The following is a 21,918-nucleotide window of genomic DNA, read 5'->3' on the forward strand; positions in this document are numbered from 1 at the left end:
AAAAGGAATTTCTAAATTAACTAATCTAAATAAATAAAATAATTAAAATAATCAAGATAATTAAAAAAGAAAAGTTATTCTAGAAGTTTATTTAATTAAGTTAACTCATTTTTAATATAGTCAAAAATTACTTTTGATGCACTGCCTAAATTGACATTGAAGTTTTTATTGAATATTTCTTCACGTTTTTCTTTTAGGTAATCATTTCCACCCACTACAACATCTTCAATAAATTCTTCTATCTTTTCAAAGTCAGACCCATCGCAATTATACCATGCATCAGTAATTTCTCCTTGATATCCGTCAAGTTCAACTCCTGTTTTATTTAAGATTAAGCCTGGCTTATTAGCAAATAAATATTCTGCTTTAAAGCTTATGCAATCGGTTATCATTGCATCGGCAGTGGCAAATAAGTCAAAATAGTCAATTTCCTCATGGAAGCGGGCATTAGGTAAACTTTCCCATTTGAAAAAATAATCATCTGCAAAGTTTTCATCAGCAATTCCTTGAACTCTCATATTAGTGTTAATATTACTTAGCACTTCCTTAAGTAATGGGTGTGGCCTAATAACCCATTCAATGTCTGGATGGTCTTTAGCATAATTATAAAAGAATTCAAAATTTTCATCAAATGTAGAATAGGATAAGCTGTCATCCATACCAGGTCTTGCTAATGTATGGTGAGGAGCCCAAATAATTCTCTTTTTATTTTCTTCTTTGCTGTAAATCCATTTATAATCCTCATCAGATTCTTCAAAATTAATTAAAGAGTCCATCCTAGCAGAACCTGCTAAGACTACATTACTTGATCCGACAATAGATTTTTCAGTAGAATTAATCAGATATTCTTCGGTACTGCAGAAAATTTTCCATGCAATTTCATTCCATCCGAAATTAAAGAATAAATCGTCTAAGTTGTCTTCTACAAATTCCCCATATGGGATATATGCATATAATATGTTGGATGGGAGATTACTGATTTTCATAGTTTTAGGGAAAATCCTCATATAAGGCAAGACATAAAATATTATATCTGGATTGCAAGTTGAGACTAAATCGATGCCTTCATTTTTTTCGAAGTCATATCCATCAATTACATTGTATTGTTTTTCTTTGAGATAGCTGAAAATTTGATAATGCTTATCTTTTGCAACATCTGTAATCTTTTGACTGTTTCCTAATCTGTGGGGAACCAAAACGATTTGAACATTAAACATATCATCGTTATCAAAATAGTTATATAAGTCTTTATATACAAACATCATTGCAGGTAAAACGAAAACAACATTGACTTTCTTGCCTTTGGACACTTTATCTCTAAGCAAGACTAAATTATCGGTTACTCTGTTTTGATAAATTAAATTTTTTACAGAAACTATCTCATTTTCCAGTTCTTCATATTCGCTTAAAGGCAATCTTCTGCCTTCTTTTTCTCCATATAACACATAATGGGCTAAAGGATTAAGGCTAGCTAGGCGAACATCAGGATATAATCTGAGATATTTGTCATTATTGAATTCAGGGCTTGGATTTCTGCTTTGCTTATAACCTTCATTTAGATAATGGGCCAAAGCATATTCTTCTGAAAGCTCTAAACCTTGGTTTGTTATATAATATTCAGAACTAAAAAGTTCACAGTCTTTTAAGTCATTGTAATATTTTAAATTTCGATCATAGCCAGATATATCCTCATTTTCAATATCCTCTAGAACTTTTTTATAATAATTATTTAAATTTTCAAAATCAGAATTATTAGATGATGAATTAAATAAAGATAAGAATTTATTTTTTATACTCATATTTTTACTCCTAAACAAATCATAAAACATTATATATTATGTATATTAAATATATATATAACTTATGTATAATTTTAAAAAATAGCATAAAATATTATGTGATGTGAATAAACAATAATATACATTTAAATGTACATTATATAATATTAGATTCGTATTATGATTAAAATTATTATATTAGATTATATTTTACATTGATAATTCTTAATTTTACATTTGATTAATCTTAATTTTACATTTATTAATATTTAATTAAAGTATTTTATTAACATTTAATTTATTATATAAATTTAGCCATGGGTGTAGTAATGAAAAAGAACAATTTTAATAAAAAGATAACTTTCGTCGCTAATTACTTTTGGACTAGCATTAAGGAAGGTTCAAAATCCAATTCTTATTTTAATTATGATAATTACCTAAAAAAATATCCTGATGTAAAGGAATCTGGAATGAATCCTTTTAAACACTATCTATTGCATGGAATTGATGAAGAGCGCAGTACTAATTTTGATGAAAATATTAATTCATACAGTTTAGTTGAAAATTCCGATTTATTTGATTATGAATATTACTGTGAAAAAAACAATCTGAAATTTGATTCCTATAGTAAAGCATTAATGCATTATCTTGAAAAGGGATATAAGAAAGGATACAACCCAAGTATAAAATTTAATGCAGAAGAATATTATGAAGTTCGTCCTGATGTTAAAAGGGCTGATGTAAACCCTTTAGTTCATTATTTAAAGTATGGAAAAATTGAAGTAACCTCAATGACTGAAAATTTAAATCTTAAAGAGTATCAGCTCGTTAAAAATTCAAATTTATTTGATTATAATTATTATATGGAAAAAAATCATTTGGATTTAAGAAACGAAACCGAGGCAATTTATCATTATTTGGAAATAGGTTATAAAAAGGGATATAACCCTAGCAATAAGTTCAATGGTGAAATTTATTTTAAGAAAAATCCGGATATTGAGGAATCTGGCTGGAACCCTTTAGTTCATTATTTGAAATATGGTCAAAAAGAAGAGCGTACTGATAAATGTGATAAAAACCTGAAAGAATATTCTTTAGTTAAGGAATCAGGATTATTTGATTATCAATTTTATAAAGATAAATATGATTTAGATTTAAATTCATATAAGCGCGGTTTAATTCATTATTTGGAATTTGGTTACAAAAGAGGATATAAACCTAGCAGAAATTTTGATGGGGAAGAATACTTAAAAAGATATCCTGAAGTTAAAAAAGCAGGATTTAATCCTTTAGTTCATTATTTGAAGTATGGTGTGAATGAGGAAAGAATAGGATTAAGAAGAATAAGCTTTAAAAATTTCAACAAGAACTATGATGTTGAAGCCATTTTAGAAAATATAGATAATGATGTTACAATCTTATTGAATGTTGAAGACTCAAACAACTTGAAAGAATGTATTGAAAACATTAAGAGCACCACTAAAGACTATAAGATAATTTTAATTCATGAAAATCTTGATGATGAGGATTTGGAATATATAAAATCCAATAATGATATAGAACTTTTAAGAAGGAGCCCTCATGAATCATTCATCAATGCATTGAATAATATATTGGACAATGCCAAAAATGATATCATCTTTCTTAAAAATAACATCAGAACTTTTGAGAAATGGATTTTCAAATTAACAGTTGCTGCATATTCAGATGATCGCATTGGATTTGTTAGCCCTATTTCAAATTATTCTACTGTTAGCCTAATAAATATTGAAGAAGATGAGAAATCAAGCGAATTTATAAGTAATATTTCAAAAAGAGATTATGAAGAATCTCCGTTACCTAATGACTCTTGTGTCTTTATAAAAAAGGATGTCTTTAAGGAATTAAAATTTGATGAAAGTTCAAACGAGGAAAATTGGTTTGCTACTTTTATAGACCGTGGATTAGAAAAGGGATGGAAATCAATTTTAGATGATTCAACATATGTTTACTATCAGTTTAATGAGGTAGAACCCCAACAAGCAGATGAATATGATTATTCAACTCCCTATGTATTAGAAAATAGGCCTTCAGTTAAATTTATTAATTCTGATGCATTTAACAACAGTTTTCAAAATATTCATGAGTATGCTGATGATAATCTTGAAGAGAATATTCAAGAAAAGACAAGGAAAAATATCCTATTTGCTATGCATTATGGGGGAGGAGTGGAATTTACAGTAAAAGATATTGTTAATGCGATAAAAAATGATTATGAATGTTATGTTTTAAGGGCATTTAAGAATAAAATGAAATTATATAAAGTTTTCAACGATTATTTTATTTCTATAAAAGAATTTAATATTAAATATCCTTGGACTCCTAAAATGATTCACAGTGATGAATATAAACAGATTTATTTTTATATATTGATTAATTATAATATAGACATTTTAGAAATCGATCATTTATTATTGCATACATTTGACTTGCAGGAGCTTGCAAAAAAACTGGATATTCCTATAATCCTAACATTGCATGATTTTTATTATATTTGTCCTTCATATTTCCTATTGGATGAAAATAATAAATATTGCGGTGGTTACTGTGGTGATCAACCTAGAAATTGCAGTACCAGAGTCACTTGGATTGATTTGCCTGCAAATATTGTTGAATGGAAAAATCAATGGCAGGAATATATGAAAGAACTATTTGGAATGTGTGATTATATTCTCACTGCAACAGACTTTACTAAGGATATGTTCTTAGAACATTATGACAGTTTAAAAAGTGATGATATAACAATTATAGAGCATGGTCGTGATTTAATACGTTATGATAATAATTATACAGTTCCTAATATATATCAACCGATTAAAATATTAATTCCTGGAGTTATAGGGCCTCATAAAGGCTTAGATTTTATTAAAGAATTGAAAGGATTTGATGACGACAATCGCTTGGAATACCATTTCATTGGACAAGTGGATGATGAATTGAAATCAATGGGCATATATCATGGTCCTTATGAACGGGAAGATTTCGCTAAGTGGGTGTTTAAAATTAAACCATCATTCATTGGAATATTCTCTGTCTGTGCCGAGACATATTCCCATACATTGACTGAATCCATATGTTCTGGGGTCCCTGTTTTAGCATCTAATCTTGGTGCTTTAAAAACTAGGATTGAATCTCAAGGGGGAGGATGGCTGGTAAATATTGATGATGCTGAAGAGACATATGAACAAATTTTAGATATTTCCAGTAAAAAAGAGGAGTATAAATTTGTAACGGAAAATCTAAAGGATATTAGGATTTCCAGTTCAGAAGAAATGGGAAGCAAATATAAGGAAATTTATGATAAGCTAACCAAGAAAGAAGATAAATGATATTTCTTTTTCATTTTTTAATGTTTGATTTGTTTTTGAAATTTATTTTTTTTTCTTCTTTTCTTTTTCATTTTTTAATGTTTGATTTGTTTTTGTAATTTATTTATTTTTTTTCTTCTTTTCTTTTTCATTTTTTAATGTTTGATTTGTTTTTGTAATTTATTTATTTTTTTTCTTCTTTTCTTTTTCATTTTTTAATGTTTGATTTGTTTTTGTAATTTATTTATTTTTTTTCTTCTTTTCTTTTTCATTTTTTAATGTTTGATTTGTTTTTGTAATTTATTTATTTTTTTTCTTCTTTTCTTTTTAATGTATGGAGCAATAATAAAGATTTACTCAATGAAGAAACGGTTTTTATGCTTGTTCTGTAAAAATAATTTTTGAATAAAATCTAAAGAGTCTTCAGAGTTAAATTTTTTTAGAATATTATCAATCTTGTCTAAAGATAATGTTTCTTTTTCTACAAAATCAAAAAGTCCACTTTCATTTTCATTGATTGAAGAGTTTTTAATCTCTTCAATAGTATAATCATTAATTGAATCATTTACAAAGTAAACATCTTCCTTCAATATTCTTCCAGGATTCCCTAATACATATGAATTTGAAAAAGCTTTAAACAGAGGTGGCAGAAAACTACATGGGCTAATTATTGATCCGGAACCTATTTTAACTCCTCTTGAAATAAATGAAGATTCACCTAATAAAACATTATCCCCTATAAATACGCTATTTGAATGGTTAATCCTACTGTTTTCATAATTATAAATTGGGTAATTATCTGAAGTTCTAATTTTTACATCACTTTCAACAATACAATTATCTCCAATGATAAGATTTTGATTTTCAGCAACGGAAATTGAAATTGAAGATCCGCAAGTATTATTTTTTCCAAGGAATAATGTGGAATTATTAAAAATAGTTAAATGAGAATTTACGCCTAGATTAGAACCTAAAAAAATTACAGAATTATTTCCATTGAAATCTATGTCTATATTTTCTAATTTAATATTGTTGCAACATAAAATATTATTTTTACCTTTAAAGCTTATATTGGAATCAATTAATTCTGGCATACCAATAATTTTATTATCTATCATTTTTTCGAATTGAGATTTATATTTTATAAATTCCATATTAACACCGAAAATCTTGTTTTTTTTTATCTTCCTTTTCTAATTAGTATTTTTGTTTTTTTTATATCGGTATTTGATTATTTACAATATTTTAATTTTTATAATTTTTATAATTTTTAATAATTTTTAAATAATTTTTATAATTTTTAATAATTTTAAATAATTTTTATAATTTTTAATAATTCGATTGTTTATATTTTTTAATTTCCAATTAAATTTTATAATTTAATTTTTAAATTATTATTTAATTTCCAGTAAATTATTATAAATTTGAATATACTCTATAGACATCATTTTTGTATCTTTTAAGTCCATAGTTTTGATATTATTTGCGATTTCTAGATATTCCTCCTTATTCTCAAATATTTCAGCCATATATTCATAGGCTTTTTTGGGATTATTCCTATCCACAATCCATCCCCCTTTATTTTTTAAAATTCTATCTTGGATCACTCCAATATTTGTACCTATTACAGGAATTCCGCAACTCCATGCCTCAGTAATGGTATGACAAAAAGTTTCAGGCCAAATTGAAAAGATTCCAACAAATGAAGGTTTAATTTCTTCAACTTTTTTATGGAATTCATCTCTTTCAAAAGTGCCGTGAGAAAAACCATATTCTTCAATTCCATCATGACAATTTCCTAAAAAATGAAATTCTATCAGATTTTTATTATCCTCTTCTTTGATTCTTTTAATCAATTGCGAACCCTTCATTATGTTTAAATGATTAGCTGGGCATAAGATTTTTATAGGTTTGTTTGATGAAGGGATTTCAAACATCTGTTTTTTTAATTTTGGGAAATCCCTGCCATGTTCAATAACTTTAAAGTTATTGTTATTGATGATATCTTCATTAGAGTATATGGATAAAAATAAATCTTTTACAAAAAAGGAAGTTGTTACAAAGACATTTATATAATTAAACATTTTTAAAACATTAACTCTCCATTCTGATATAAATTCTTTGGAATTTATATCGCTTAATGAATCCATAGGACAATAGCAATTTTTTTTATTATGAGAACATTCACCTGCGCAATAATTATAATTTTCATCTAATAATGTGTAAAATGGACATAAAAAATAAAAGTCATGTAGGGATAAAACAATAGGTATGTTTAATTTTTCAGCAACTTGCGGCAAATCAAAACTATGGTTAATCAAATGTCTTATATGGACAATATCTATGTTATAATTAACCAATATTTCAAAATAAATGTTGCTTAGCCAGGAATTATGGAAATCTTTTGCAGACCATGAGATATTATTTGTTTCTGTCTCTTCTGTTTCTACATTGATTCCATAATTTCTATGATATTTTCTTATTAATTTTAATTTGTTATTGGAAAAGCTAAATAATTTTAAGAACTTATTTTCAGCACTCAATAAATAAACATCAAATTCCTTTTCCACATTTTTCATCAAATCTTTATTTGTTAAGAAAGTACCTCCTGTAACTCCAGAATGTAAAACATATAAAATTTTTTTCATACAATCACTTTTTAGATTATTAGGTTTTTTCTCTCTAGATTCTTTTTGCGCTTTTGTTTTTGGCTTTTTCATTAGTTTATTCGGTTATTCGTTTTTAGGCCTTTTTTGGAATAGATTTTAATTTTCTCTTTTAAAGGAGGTCCTGGATTTTTTGGCTTTTTCAATATTTTTTGAAAAATTAAATGGTTCCTTTTTTCTTTCTTTTTTGAAACGTATTATTGATGGAATATCCTTTTCCAGAATATAGTTAAAAAGTATGGTATTATGTTGATAAACATGAGGTTTTAAACCTAATGCTGTTAAATTCTTGTCGAAACAAAATCACTTAAAATGGGGAAAATTCTATAGATATCCTCATCATTTAAATCGCTGCGATAAAACTGATTTAAATAAAAGTCTAAAATCCCTTCAGATCTAATTTTATATAAATTCATTTTTTCAATGTTTTCTGAGGATTTTTCAGAGGGAATGGTGCTGTTCTCCTTTAACTCATAGGATTGGGATTCAAAATCGTTATAGATATTGTATAAGTATTCTTCAGAAACAAAACCCTGAACTAAATAATCGTAAGAAACATTTTTTGTAAAAGACTTTTTGTTTAAGGTATGATAACAAATCAAATCATCCCATAAATAATCAATTCCATCAGCAGAAAATAATGCTTTAGAAATAAAAATGGCGTCTTCACCTAAAATTGTTGGAAAAATAATTCTGTTTTCAATTAAAAAGCTTCTCTTGAACAGTTTTGTCCAAATGGAAGGTGGCGGAAAAGCTATAGATCGGGGATTTCCATAAATATTTTTAAAATAGCCATGAAGTTCATTTGGATAGATAATCTTTGTAGGCAAATCCTCATCAACACTTGCATAAGTGCCATAAACAAAATCACAATCCTCTTCATTGATTGCATTATATAATTTTTCTAGTGCATCAATTTCAAAATAATCGTCATGGTCTAAAAATATCACATAATCTGAAGTAGATTCATATAAACCAATGTTTCTAGGGGTTCCAGGGGACCCTGTTCCTTCTTTTATATGGATAGCTTTAAAATTTTCATATTTAGAAGAATATTCATTTATAACAAGTTCGGTATTATCCTTTGAATTATCATTAACCATTATGACCTCAATATTCTCTAATCCAAAGGACTGATTTTCAATTGACATTAAAGTTCTATGAATGAATGTTTCATTGTTATATATTGGTATGACAACACTTATTTTGTAATTATTTGATTTGTTAGACTTATATTCCAAGTATTCTTGACTGTTTAAATGGAAATATCTTTCTTTATCGAAAATATCATAATCTGCTGAGGATAGCTTATATTCAGATAAGAAATCCAAATAATATTTGTTCTTATCGGAAATATCAAATATTAATAAGTATTCCTCTTTCAAATTGTTCTTAAAATCTTCTTTTAAATTATTAAATCCTCTAAAATCTCTTTTAATTAACCTATAAAATTCATCTTTAAGTTCTAGAGGGGATTTGTTAAACCATTCCAACAGCATGGAGAACGTATGATTAATAAGTTCCTTTTTAAAAATTAGATATTGGTCATTTTCTAAAAACACATCTAATACCTTATTTGTTGCCTTAACAATATCAAACTTCCTTTTATCAAATGTTTGAGTAACGGAGTCGGCATGGCGTCTTCTATAATATAAATGCTTTTTTAAAAATCCAAGACAGTTGGATTTAAATAAAGAATTGTAAAAAAAGGCATTGTCTTCAAAAAACATGCCTTCTGGGAAATAAAGATCATTTGAATCTAAAAATTCTTTTTTATATAATTTAGAAACAGGACAAACTGGTATTTTAAATAAAAATTCTTTTATATCGTTAAAATTAAAAATTGTATCTTCATCAATTGCATTTCTTTCAAAACACAGATGATTATATAATTCAGTTTCAACATAATTTTTTGAATTGTCCATATAATTAATCATTTGAAAAAAAAGCATATCCAAATCTTTTGATTTTGCATGGAAATATAGAAGTTCTAAAGCATTTTCACTAATCCAATCATCTGCATCAACAAAACTAATATATTCTCCTTGGGCTTCTTTTAATGCAGTATTACGTGCTGAACCTTGTCCTCTGTTTTCAGTGCTTATTATTTTTATGCGTTTGTCTTTTGATGCAAAACCATTTAAAATGGAAAGGGTTTTATCAGTTGAACCATCATTAACACAGATAATTTGAATATCTTTTAATGATTGGCAACAGACGGAATCCAAACATTCCTTAAGATATTTTTCACCGTTATATATTGGAATAATTACTGAAACTTTTGTCATTTAATCCCCGTATTTAGATAAAAATTATAGAAACTTTATATAAAAACAAATAAATATATTATATATTATTGAATTAAATATATAAAATATGTGGAATATATATGTAATGAAAAGAATATTAGAAATAAAAGGATATATGTATTAATTTTTTATTTATATCTCATTCGTGGATTAAAAACTGAAAAAATAATATTTTTATTGTTAGTTTGCTTAAAATATTATTAAAAATGAATACTATTGATTAATTTTTGCTTAAAATATTATTAAAAATGAATACTTTTGATAATTCTTGCTTAAAATATTATTAAAAAAATATTTTGATTAATATTTATGATCAATATTCTGATTAGGTTTAATTAAGAAAATAATTGATTAAATTCTAGAAAACTTCTAAAAAAATAATATATATGATTAAAAATATAATATAATTAATTTAAAAATTTAAATCTTATAAAAAATAGATGGGATAATATGGCACTGATTGAGAAAAACGAACTCTTCTTATTGGAGGAAATCGTAAAAAAGAATTTTGCAGCAAAATATAAAGATTCGATATTAGGGATATTTTGGAGTATTTTAAAACCATTATTAATCATGATTTTACTTACAATCATATTTTCAAACTTATTTGGCGGAAGCATTGAAAATTATCCAGTTTACTTTTTATCCGGAAAAATTATCTTTGATTTTTTTAATTCTGCTACATCAGTATCAATGATGTCACTTAAAGGCAATATAAACATTTTAAAAAGAACTGCTGCACCAAAACATATTTTTACGTTAGCAGGAGTCGTTTCAGAATTTTTAAATTTTTTAATTACCTTAATAATATTAATTGGTGTCATGATTGTGACCAGATCCCCATTTTATATATTGGAATCAATGATAGCAATAATCCCGATAATGTCATTAATCATTATGATTACTGGAATTAGCTTAATACTAGCTGTTTTATGTGTTTACTTTTCAGACATACAACATTTATGGGGCGTTATTACATTAATGTTAATGTATGCATCTGCAATATTCTATCCAATGAACATAATCCCTGAACCGTTTCACGGAATAATGATTTTAAATCCAATTTTTTGGGTTATAGGCCAATTTAGAATTCTTGTGCTATGGGGAACAATACCAAGTAGGATGAATATGTTGAATTTAGTTCTTTTATCAGTGATTATTTTAGTGTTTGGAATAATAGTTTTCAAGAAATTTGAGAAAAAGATTACTTTGAAATTTTAATTAGAGGGGATAGGATGAATCAAAAAAGAGATGAATTAAATTCTAAACAAAATATAAACTTGGATTCAGAAAATGAAATTTCCTCATCAGAAATTAATCTTAAGAAAAGAGATCCTCAAAATAAATCAGATTTAATAGCTCAGCAACGCATGAAAGCTAAAAGGGAATTAATTGAAAGATATAATATGTCTGAAAGTGAGGCTGAAAGTACTCTCAAAAGCATAGAAAATAAGGTAATGCAAAAGAAAAATAAAAAAATAACTAATGAAAAAGAGATAGAAATTAATTCAAATAAAGTTAGAATGGATGATAAAAATTGTTCTTTGGAGAATAGCGCTGGTGTTTCAGAAAACAAGGATAAAAATGATGAAGCTATAAAAATACAAAGCCAAAATTCTCAAATTGAAGGAGAATCTGAGGAAATTATTCCAGAGCATGTTTTAGAAAGACAAAATCCTAATAAAATTGATAATAGTGATTATGAAATAAATTCTGTTTCCGATACACTGCCTGTAATAGAGGAAGGGGAATCAAAGCCTATTCAAAATGCCGAGGATGAAATCGTAAAGAAAGAGCTTGTTGATTCTGTTTCTGATGTGGTGCCTGTTGTGGGAGAGAAAGAAGAAAATAATGAACCTATAATTAAGAAAGACGATTCATCAGATGTAGATGATGTCTTGTCATCAATAATTCCAGAATATCATCAGAAATCATCAATTGAAGTAAATAATGTTTCATTAAGTTTTAATATTGAAAATGATAAGATAGATAATCTTAAGGAATATATTATTCGTACCCTAAAAAGGACCAAAGAGAAAAAAATTAAATTTCATGCTTTAAACAATATCACTTTTAAAATCTATAAAGGTGAAAAAGTAGGGATTATTGGATATAATGGTGCAGGAAAAAGCACATTGCTAAATGTTATCACAGGTATTTATGAACCTGATGAAGGAAATGTGAAAACATATGGAAAAATTTCTCCATTATTGTCTTTAGGTGCAGGTTTTGATTATAATTATTCTGGAAGAGAAAATATCTACTTAAATGGAGCAGTTTTAGGTTATGATAAGAAGTTTTTAGAATCAAAATTTGATGAAATTGTGGAATTTTCAGAACTTCAAGATTTTATTGATTTGCCTATTAAAAACTATTCTTCAGGAATGCTTGCAAAATTAGGGTTCTCTATAGCAACAATTGTCGAACCTGATATTTTGATTATTGATGAGGTGCTTGGAGTAGGAGATGTGAACTTTCAGAAGAAAAGTAGTAATAAAATCAAATCTTTAATGGATGGGGGAACAACTGTTCTGCTTGTTTCACATTCTATTGTTCAGATTAGAGAGATATGTGACAAGGCTATATGGATTGATAAAGGGGAGCTAAGAGAGTTTGGCGAAGTTAATGAAGTTTGCGATCATTACCTTAAAGATGCCCAGAATGCCACTAAAAATCAAGTGAAAGATATTAGATTTAATTAAAATTTATTTATTTATTTATTTATATAATTTAGTTATATTATAAAATGAAATCGTTTTAATATATGGTTAATAATTGATTTGAATTATAGAATCTTCTTGACCATATTTATATATTAAAATGGGATTTGATAGATAATTTGGCCTTTATTAAATTTTAACAATCTTTATTTTTTCTTTTTTCTTTTATTACACTTGCAAAATAATTTTTTTCTAAAAGAAACGTTTTTTTTTATAGTTTAAACAGTGTTGCCAAAAAAATTTTTTTACTTAATAATTTTTAATATTTTTTTAGAGGGTCTGAGAAAGATTATCTATCAAATATGATTTATATTTAATATTTTTATGGTTTGATAGGTATTTTTCTTTTCCTTTATAATAATACTTATATTTTTATTTTATTTAAACAAATGAGGTCATCTTCATTGTTAAATTTATTAATAAGCTTTACATATATATTATGTGATTAAATGATACTCAAGCCTAGATACAATAAAGAAGACCTTAATTATCTTTTGTTAGATGAAATATTTAAAATTCTTTGTTCAAGAGATTCTAAAAAAATAATCGCTAAAATCATGCACTAAACATATAGTTTTGCTTCAACCAAAAATATATATTGAATGTAATTCATAATTTATCACATTAACATAAGAGCTATTTCTAAATTCTATTAAATTGATAGAAAAGCATCATATTAATTTTATTAATGTATAAAGTTGATTGAAATGAATTATAAAATTAGCATTATCATTCCAGTATACAATGTAGAAAATTACATTGAAAAATCATTAAACTCAATTATTTCACAGTCAATAGGTATTGAGAACCTAGAGGTCATATTAGTTGATGATAACTCTACAGATAATAGTGCAAATATTATAAAAAAATATGTTAGCAAATATGATAATTTTAAAGGAATATACTGTGACATTGGAAGTGGGTTCTGTGGCAGACCTAGAAATATTGGTTTAAGCTATGCTACTTCAGAGTATATAATGTATTTAGATTCTGATGATTGGTTAGAAGAAACTGCCTGTGAAGTATTATATAATACTATCATTAATGAAAATGCAGACATTGTTTGTGGGAGTCAAACAAGACTAGACAATGAGGGCAATAGAAAATTTTATTATCACTTATGGGTTACTACATTAACTGATCCGAATGAAGATTACAATACTCGAATGAAAACAACACAGGAAATTATAGACGATCCGAATTTTAAGTTAGTCGTTACAGATTTAGATAAAAATCCAAATATTTTAGGACATGCAAATGTCTGGGGGAAAATTTTTAAAAAGGACCTAATAACAGAAAATGAACTATCATTTCCAGAGGACATAGTTGCTCAAGATTCAGTTTTTTTATTAAACTCCTTTTTCGTTGCTGAAAAAATTGTATTTATAAACGACATAATTGTTCATTATAACAATTTACGTTGCGATGATGATGATAAATCCGCTTCCTATGTAAAAACTACTAAAAATCTATTTGGCAGAATCAAAGCATATGATTTAATGGATAATATTAGTAAAAAATTTTCAAAGGAAGAATTTTTCTACAGATATTTATTAGTAGGCAAATTAAATTACTGGTTTAATTCATTTTTAATGGATTCTAATATTAGCACATATGAAATTAAGCTTCTTTTTAAAAAATATTCTCATTTATTTAGTAATTGTTATAAATTTAATACAAATCTACGAAAAGATATTAAAAATATTTTTAAAGAAATAGATGAGGGAAATTACGATATTGCTGCATCAACTGTTTCAAAATTACAATCAAAATCATTTTCCGCAAGTGAAAACAAAATTAAAGTATCAGTAATTATTCCTATTTATAATAATGAAAAATTTCTAAGCAAATGTTTAGATAGTGTTATAAATCAAACATTGAATGAAATAGAAATAATTTGTATTGATGATGGGTCTTCTGACAATTCTATTGAAATATTAAATCAATACGTCCTTAAAGATTCACGTTTAAAAATTATATCTCAAGAGAATCTAGGGGCCGCTACAGCAAGGAACAATGGATTAAAAATTGCAAAAGGAGAATATATAGCATTTTTAGATTCAGATGATTGGTTGGAGCTAAATGCATTTGAAAAATTATATGAAAATATAACAACTAACAATTCAGATTTAGTCCTGTTTAACTCTATTGAACATAAGGAAAATGCTAATTTAAAAGAAAGAATTCATATAAAAAATGATTCAATCCCCGATTACAATTATTACACATTTAATTATAATTATAAAAAAGACTTAGTTATGAATGGATATTTAGATATTTGGTCTAAAATGTATAGGACTTCATTTTTAAAAGAGAACAATATTCAATTTTCAAACCATCAAATATTCAATGACATTCAATTTCACATAAAAACTATGTTAAATGCTAAAAAAATTTCTTATTGCCCAGAATTTTTATATAATTATTTAAGAATTAATCACCCTTCTCTTCAAAATAATCTTAGCTTGGGCAATGAAAGTTTTATTCTTTTAGATATAATAGATGAAATCGAAGACTATTTAATCGACAATGAATTTTATAATGAATTAAAATCTAATTTTATAAGATTTAAATTAACTGAATTGGAAAGTACGCTAGAAAAATTAGAAAATCCTTATAGAAATGAATTCTTTAAATTAATTAAAAATAACTTTAAGAAAATGCAATTGACAGAATATCAAAGAAAAGAATTACCTCCAGAGAACTATCAATTTTTTAATGATGTTTTAACATATGATTCATTTTTTGAATATGCTTTAAAAAACAGTGAAAAGGAACGACAGAAATTAAGTAATGCCTTAGCGGATAGTGAAAAGGATCGGCAGAAATTAAGCAATGACTTGGAAAATAGTGGAAAGGAACGGCAGAAATTAAGTGATGCCTTAGTGGATAGTGAAAAGGAACGAGAGAAATTAAGTGATGCTCTAGAGAGTAGTGAAAAGGAACGAGAGAAATTAAGTGATGCTCTAGAGAGTAGTGAAATTGAACGGCAGAAATTAAGTAATGCTCTAGAGAGTAGTGAAAAGGAACGACAAAAACTAAGTAACGACCTAAAAAACAGCGAAAAAGAACAGGAACTTATTAAAAAAGAATTTACATCATCCAATAGTTGGAAAGTTACAGAACCCCTTCGAAAAATCAGAAGAACAATTAAAAAATAAGCATATTTAATTATAAAATTTAAAGATTAATTATAAAATTTAGCCTTGTAGAAACCCTTTCTAAAAGAATTGCATATGTCTGGAAATGTTATAAGATACATCTTTTAAAAATAATAAAATTAATGCAAAATTTTTTAAAAATATTTAATTTGGAGTCCCTTTCAAAAAGAGAAATAAGGAGTGCTTAATTGAGTTGATTAAATACTCAATCTCTTGCGAAGATATCTTTTGTATATACCTTATCTGCAATGGGTTTCCTTATTTCAAAATGTTGATAGATGTTCCTGAAATTTAGAACGTAATCGAGTTTAATAGCTTAGGGGATTGATAATACTCTCTATTCAATAGTCATAGCGAGGATTAATTCTATTTAGGTAAAATGCATTTAAACATTGTAATTTGTCATTATGCTCTTTTAAAATAAATTCATCATAACTGTTTGAATTTAAAATATTTTTATATGCACTGAAATAGTGATAACTGGTTTTTTGGGATAAAAATTTAATATTTAAGTTTGATAACTCAGATTTAACGTTTAAAAAAGATTTTGAATCGCATTGATCCACTAATTTCATTAATTTTAGGACATCATCGTCCCTAAATGAATAATCATAAATTAAAGAATTGTCAACTTCTTTTATTCTCATATTTAATGTTTTTAAAACGTCCATATCTAAATTGAAAACATCTATATTAGCTAATAAACATAATTTATACGATTCCCGATTTAAAACATTCAGAATGGAATTGGAATTATTTAAAACATGATGTTCGACATCGGAAGTGAAATTGTTATTTTTGAAAAATTCCTCTTTAAAAATAACTGGTTTATTAATGGGGAAAATATGCTCTCCAAAAATATAATCATTCAGATAGTATTTCATATCTTGAAAGTCCGAAGCCAAAAATATTACGTTGTCTTTAAATTTAATTTTATCATGGCCGATGTCGCTTTTTCCACATATGATGATTTGAATGTCTTTTTCAGACTCAAGTCCATATGAACTGAAGATGGCGCGGATGATGTTGTAAATCTCCATTTTTTTAAGATTCTGTGAATCAATTAGAATTGTGTATTTGAATTCATTTTTTGAAAACGCATCTTTGAAAATATTTAGATAAGATAAATCCCATTCATTTATGCCAATATATTGTTTTTGGGTAGTGATGTTGTATTTCATTAGATTAAATGCATACTCTTCACTTGTGGATGAATTTAAAATTATGTCTTTTAAAGTGGTGAAAAACGAATCTTTTGGAAATTCTACAAATTTTTTAAAGAAGGTATTGAATAAATGAAATCCGTAGATTTCATTGGTATTTAAGCACTTTAAAAATATTTCCGGTGATTCTAAATAATCCCCAACATCGTTCCAGTTCACGATATTTGAATAATTGAAATGTTTTAGATATTGGTTATATTCTGGAAATTCACTAGCCAATAGTTTTTTAAGAAGTAAAGTTCCTGTTTCTGCATGATTAATATCTGAACCTCTTTTTTCGGAATAATCGAGTATTGTCTTTATAAGAGGATCTTTTGGGGGGAATCTAAACAGTGCATTATTTGGATTGGAGTAGATGTCCTCCTGTGTCTGGGAACCGATTATAATATCTTCATCGGAAAGCCTTTTAATTAAAAGCAGGTCCAAATCCAGCCAAGTGCCTCCATATTCATATAGACGTTTATATCTAAAAAGGTTGGCGAAGCCGGAATATGTTTTAAAACCTCCTTTATATCTAAAAATTTTTGATTTATCTAAAATTTCGTTTGCATCCCTAATACAAACGCCATTGGGAACATTGCCAATATGGTCATAAGTATAAAGAATCACATCATAATCGCACAATAAAAAAGACTTTAAAGATAGGTGGGCTAACTGCGATAGGTTATTGTCGTCATTATCTGGTATCCATAAAGTAAATATCTCATTTTTATCCATTGTTTCACCAAATGTTTATTAAATATGCAAATACAATATTAAGAAAAATTCCTATGATATTATTATAAAAATGGTAATTAATAAAGTTTCTCTTTATGTTCCTGTCAATATGGAGAAGGGCTTCATTTCTTCGTTTAGAAGATAGATTTCATGCTCTAGTATTAGAGAGATATTTTATTAATTAGAGAGTTGAAGGAATTGGGGGGGTTATGTGTTATTTAATCTTGATAATAAGAGTGAAAAGAATGATGTGCAGGCATCATACATTTTATTAAATCAAATCATACAAATGAAATTAAATTAATAAGAGTGTATTCAACTAGATAACTCTTCTAGAAAGATAATGTATTGGGAAAAGAAATCAAGAAATGATATGACAGCTCAAAATAAGTTTTGTAATGTTTATATTTGATAAATAACAAATATTAATATGATATTTTATTTAATTGATTATTGAAATTAATCGTCTTAATTTGTGGTTCTAGAACAATAGGTGCATAATTACAAAAACAATACAAAACAGTCCATTTCATAGATAAAACAATGATTTATTATCCATTTGGTTAAATACTTCGAGATATTAAAGAATTTTCAATCAGGTTTCAAGAATATTATATTTTCAATCGGTTTAACCTAATGCAAATTATGGCAGATATCAATAAAATTAGCAGAGGATTAACATGAAAATTATTTCCATTACCATAGTAAAAAATGAAGCAGATATTATAGAATCATTTATCCGTTACCATTTAAATATCTTTGATGAAATGTTAATTTTGGATAATGGTAGTGCGGATGAAACTTTATTAATAATAAATAATTTAATTCGGGAAGGATTGTCTGTTAATTTAATAGAAAGCAGTGATGCATATCATGTTCAAGATATAAAAATGACCAAATTGCTTCATCAAGCTGTTAATGAACATTCGGGAGATATTGTTTGTTTGTTGGATGCAGATGAGTTCATAATTTCTGATAACGGTCAAAATCCTCGCGAAATCATTAAAAAAATTAATGAAAATTATTATTATTTAATTAAGTGGATTACATATGTTCCAACAAATAATGATGACTATAATATAAAATTTATTCCAAAAAGGATAACTCATGTACGGGATGAAAGTTTAGAGCAATATTATAAGGTTATTGTACCTAAAAAAGTTGTAAATGATTTCAATGTTCGTGTTGAAATGGGGAATCATAATTTAAAATTCGATAATTTCAATAGAAATGAATTAGTTAAAAAAGATTTAAATTTAAAGATTGCTCATTTTCCACTTAGATCTATAGAGCAATGCATATCTAAAGTTTCAATTGGGTGGCCCAATATAATTGCAATAAATTTATATAACTTGTCTTGGGGTTTCCATTGGAAAATGCTTTTTGACAAAATTAAAGAAGAGAATGATATTTCGCTTGATGATTTAGAATTTTTTGCAAAAAATTATGCCTTGGTATCGACATCAGATGATATTCTAATAAAAAATCAACCAATCAATCTAGATTTTTGCGATAAGATAGAAATAAGATATGATTTTGAATATAATTACCTTAGAAATATTTTAGAAAACTATGCTTATTTTGCCGAAGAAATTGTTTCTTTCAAACGAAAATTAAAATCTGTTCCAATTTTAGATGACCGTTTCATTCTTAAATTGGCCTCTGATTATGACGTCATTGAAAAATCAGGATTATTTGATGTAAATTGGTATTGTAAAAGATATAGTCCTCCACGCAATATTCATCCTATAATTCATTATTTGCTTACATATAGGGAAAATATGAATGACCCTGCGGGATTTTTTTCAACGGAATATTATTTTAAAACACATGTTGATGTTGCAAATTCTGGAATGAATCCATTCGTTCACTATATTAAATATGGAAAAAAAGAAAATAGAAAAATTGCTTCCTCAAAATCTGAGAATTTTGGGGTTCAGTAATTATTTTAGTTTATAATGTTAAATCTGTTTTTATTAATATGGAGTAAACGACATTATCAAGAGCTAAAAAATTTAAAAGACAATTAAAAAAATTTCTTCAAAGAGAATCAGTAAAATATCAATTTAAACTCAATGTAATAATAGTTTAGTACATATATTGGATAGTATATGGGGTAGTCAAAAATTAAATTTTGAGAACATCCCATCAAAAGAAAAATAAGGAGTATTTAATTGAGTTAATTAAATACTCAATCTCTTCCGAAGATATCTCTTGTATATACTTTATCTGCAACATCACCGAGAATATCTTGGTCAAATCTGTTTGCAAGGATGATATCGCTTTCTCTTTTAAAGATATCTAAATCATTTACCACTTCTGATTTAAGGAACTCACTTCCATCATCCAATATAGGTTCATAGATGATTATTTTAATTCCTTCTGCTTTTATCATTTTTATAACATCCTGTATGGCGGATGCGCGGAAGTTATCGCTGTTGCTTTTCATAATAAGCCTATATATGCCAACTGTTTTTGGATTATTTGAAATAATCTGGTCGGCGATGAATTCCTTTCGCACAGCATTTGAATTGACTATTGCCTCAATTAGGGCCTGTGGAACATCCTTGCAATTTGCTAATAATTGTTTTGTATCCTTAGGAAGACAATAACCTCCGTATCCGAATGATGGATTGTTATAGTGTCCTCCGATTCTTGGGTCCATGCACACACAGTCAATGATTATATTTGTGTTAAGACCTTTGGTCTGGGCAAAGGTGTCAAGTTCATTGAAGTAGCTTACCCTTAATGCAAGATAGGTGTTTTGGAAAAGCTTGCTTGCTTCAACCTCTGTGAAGGGTGCTATTAGAATAGGAATATCCTGCTTTGGAGAATCAGATCTCTTTTCTTCCAATCTCACACCTTCCAAAAGAAGGTCTACAAACATTTGTGCATCTTCTTTTTGGTCGTCATCGCATCCCACAATTATTCTGCTTGGATGGAGCATATCATAAAGTGCCTTTGACTCACGGAGGAATTCCGGAGAGAATATGATGTTTTTGACACCATACTTTTCACGAACAGACTCGCTATATCCCACAGGTATTGTTGACTTAATGACCATCAAAACATCTGGATTGACCTTGAGAGTCCATTCTATGGCATCTTCAACAGCTGATGTGTCAAAAAAATGGTTGACATCATCATAGTTTGTCGGTGCTGCTATAATGACAAGATCCGCATTTTTATATGCAGATTCTTTATCAGTAGTTGTGTGAAGGTTTAATTTCCTTTTTCCATCACGAGTCTCCTTAAAAAACCTCTCAATCTCATCATCTCTGATGGGACTTATGAATTGGTTAAGTTTTTCTGCCTTTGATTCAGTAGTTGTAATTGCGGTTACATCATGTTTCTGGGCAAGCAGAATAGCAATAGAAAGCCCTACATATCCCACTCCCGCAACTGTAATTTTCATCAAATTCATCTCCTATTATAAAATATTTAGGGGTCTGACAAAGATTATGTATCAAACATGAGTTATATTTAATATTTTTATGGTTTGATGGATATTTTTGCCTTTCCCTGTAATAATACTTATGATTTTTATTTATTTAAAAAAATAAGGTCATATTCATCGTTAAATTTATTAATAAGCCAGTACATATATATTATTGTGATTAAAATGATGCACAAGCCACGATACGATAAAAAAGACTTAATTATATTTTGTTAGATAAAATATTTAAAATTATTTGTTCTAGAGATTCTAAAAAAAATAATGGCTAGAAATGGTTTTAAAAATATAAATGAACTGCTAATCATTATTAAAACAATAATCTTTAGCAATATTTTGAAATGGACATTTAAAAGGCTGTTAAAGCTTTAGAATATGATATGGGGTTTCAAAAAGGATTAAAGATAGATTTATCTTCTAAGTTCAGAAAAAAATTTATAGCAGAATATCCAGATTAGGTTTGTTGCTTTGGAAAATACAGTAAATAGTATCTTAAATAGTTTATTATTCATTATTTTATTTGTATTTTTTTAAAACTTTTTG

The 21,918-nt window shown here is 26.9% G+C and carries 10 protein-coding genes and 1 pseudogene; 5 read left to right on the forward strand and 6 right to left on the reverse strand.

All coding sequences use genetic code 11. The annotated features are described in order from the left end of the window. Positions 1 to 95 precede the first annotated feature (95 nt). Entirely contained in the window at positions 96 to 1,799 is a 1,704-nt protein-coding gene (locus tag MRU_RS05360; RefSeq protein WP_012955866.1) for a CDP-glycerol glycerophosphotransferase family protein, read from the reverse strand. A 308-nt stretch (positions 1,800 to 2,107) separates the two neighbouring features. On the opposite strand from MRU_RS05360, the gene MRU_RS05365 reads away from it, so the two are divergent. Continuing rightward, a complete protein-coding gene (locus MRU_RS05365) occupies positions 2,108 to 5,146 on the forward strand; it encodes a glycosyltransferase (protein WP_012955867.1) in 3,039 nt (1,012 codons plus the stop codon). 332 nt (positions 5,147 to 5,478) lie between these two features. Here the strand turns inward: MRU_RS05365 and MRU_RS05370 are convergent, their stop codons facing one another. The 3 genes from MRU_RS05370 to MRU_RS05380 all read right to left on the reverse strand — a co-directional run bounded on the left by MRU_RS05370 (position 5,479) and on the right by MRU_RS05380 (position 10,079). After that, positions 5,479 to 6,279 (reverse strand): acyltransferase, encoded by an 801-nt coding sequence (locus tag MRU_RS05370; RefSeq protein ID WP_012955868.1) that lies wholly within the window; start codon positions 6,277 to 6,279, stop codon positions 5,479 to 5,481. 240 nt (positions 6,280 to 6,519) lie between these two features. Further along, the gene (locus MRU_RS05375) at positions 6,520 to 7,845 is read right to left on the reverse strand and encodes a glycosyltransferase (protein WP_012955869.1); all 1,326 of its coding nucleotides are present in this window, start codon (positions 7,843 to 7,845) and stop codon (positions 6,520 to 6,522) included. Positions 7,846 to 8,072: 227 nt separating this feature from the next. Next, complete coding sequence (locus MRU_RS05380; RefSeq protein ID WP_012955870.1) at positions 8,073 to 10,079, reverse strand: glycosyltransferase family 2 protein; 2,007 nt, start codon at positions 10,077 to 10,079, stop codon at positions 8,073 to 8,075. A gap of 471 nt (positions 10,080 to 10,550) precedes the next feature. On the opposite strand from MRU_RS05380, the gene MRU_RS05385 reads away from it, so the two are divergent. The 3 genes and pseudogenes from MRU_RS05385 to MRU_RS05395 all read left to right on the forward strand — a co-directional run bounded on the left by MRU_RS05385 (position 10,551) and on the right by MRU_RS05395 (position 15,981). Then, positions 10,551 to 11,321, forward strand: a complete 771-nt coding sequence (locus MRU_RS05385) for an ABC transporter permease (RefSeq protein WP_012955871.1) — start codon at positions 10,551 to 10,553, stop codon at positions 11,319 to 11,321. Between the two features lie 584 nt (positions 11,322 to 11,905). Then, positions 11,906 to 12,802 (forward strand): annotated as a pseudogene (locus tag MRU_RS12235) (ABC transporter ATP-binding protein); the annotation flags it as partial. 725 nt (positions 12,803 to 13,527) lie between these two features. Then, entirely contained in the window at positions 13,528 to 15,981 is a 2,454-nt protein-coding gene (locus MRU_RS05395; protein WP_012955873.1) for a glycosyltransferase, read from the forward strand. A 341-nt stretch (positions 15,982 to 16,322) separates the two neighbouring features. Here MRU_RS05395 and MRU_RS05400 read toward each other — a convergent pair whose 3' ends face one another. Further along, entirely contained in the window at positions 16,323 to 17,921 is a 1,599-nt protein-coding gene (locus MRU_RS05400) for a glycosyltransferase (protein WP_012955874.1), read from the reverse strand. Positions 17,922 to 18,601: 680 nt separating this feature from the next. On the opposite strand from MRU_RS05400, the gene MRU_RS05405 reads away from it, so the two are divergent. Then, on the forward strand, positions 18,602 to 19,864 hold the full coding sequence (locus tag MRU_RS05405) for a glycosyltransferase family 2 protein (RefSeq protein ID WP_048812433.1): 1,263 nt from the start codon (positions 18,602 to 18,604) through the stop codon (positions 19,862 to 19,864). Between the two features lie 248 nt (positions 19,865 to 20,112). On the opposite strand, the gene MRU_RS05410 is transcribed toward MRU_RS05405, so the two are convergent. After that, a complete protein-coding gene (locus MRU_RS05410) occupies positions 20,113 to 21,336 on the reverse strand; it encodes a nucleotide sugar dehydrogenase (protein WP_012955876.1) in 1,224 nt (407 codons plus the stop codon). Positions 21,337 to 21,918: the final 582 nt, after the last annotated feature.

Source organism: Methanobrevibacter ruminantium M1 (assembly GCF_000024185.1).
Classification (GTDB): domain Archaea; phylum Methanobacteriota; class Methanobacteria; order Methanobacteriales; family Methanobacteriaceae; genus Methanobrevibacter; species Methanobrevibacter ruminantium.

Bases quoted from the DNA above. Each gene is read 5' to 3' on its own strand.
- MRU_RS05385 (WP_012955871.1), top strand. From the start codon at position 10,551: ATGGCACTGATTGAGAAAAACGAACTCTTCTTATTGGAGGAAATCGTA.
- MRU_RS05410 (WP_012955876.1), bottom strand. From the start codon at position 21,336: ATGAAAATTACAGTTGCGGGAGTGGGATATGTAGGGCTTTCTATTGCT.
- MRU_RS05365 (WP_012955867.1), top strand. From the start codon at position 2,108: ATGAAAAAGAACAATTTTAATAAAAAGATAACTTTCGTCGCTAATTAC.
- MRU_RS05405 (WP_048812433.1), top strand. From the start codon at position 18,602: ATGAAAATTATTTCCATTACCATAGTAAAAAATGAAGCAGATATTATA.
- MRU_RS05380 (WP_012955870.1), bottom strand. From the start codon at position 10,079: ATGACAAAAGTTTCAGTAATTATTCCAATATATAACGGTGAAAAATAT.
- MRU_RS05400 (WP_012955874.1), bottom strand. From the start codon at position 17,921: ATGGATAAAAATGAGATATTTACTTTATGGATACCAGATAATGACGAC.
- MRU_RS05395 (WP_012955873.1), top strand. From the start codon at position 13,528: ATGAATTATAAAATTAGCATTATCATTCCAGTATACAATGTAGAAAAT.
- MRU_RS05375 (WP_012955869.1), bottom strand. From the start codon at position 7,845: ATGAAAAAGCCAAAAACAAAAGCGCAAAAAGAATCTAGAGAGAAAAAA.
- MRU_RS05370 (WP_012955868.1), bottom strand. From the start codon at position 6,279: ATGGAATTTATAAAATATAAATCTCAATTCGAAAAAATGATAGATAAT.
- MRU_RS05360 (WP_012955866.1), bottom strand. From the start codon at position 1,799: ATGAGTATAAAAAATAAATTCTTATCTTTATTTAATTCATCATCTAAT.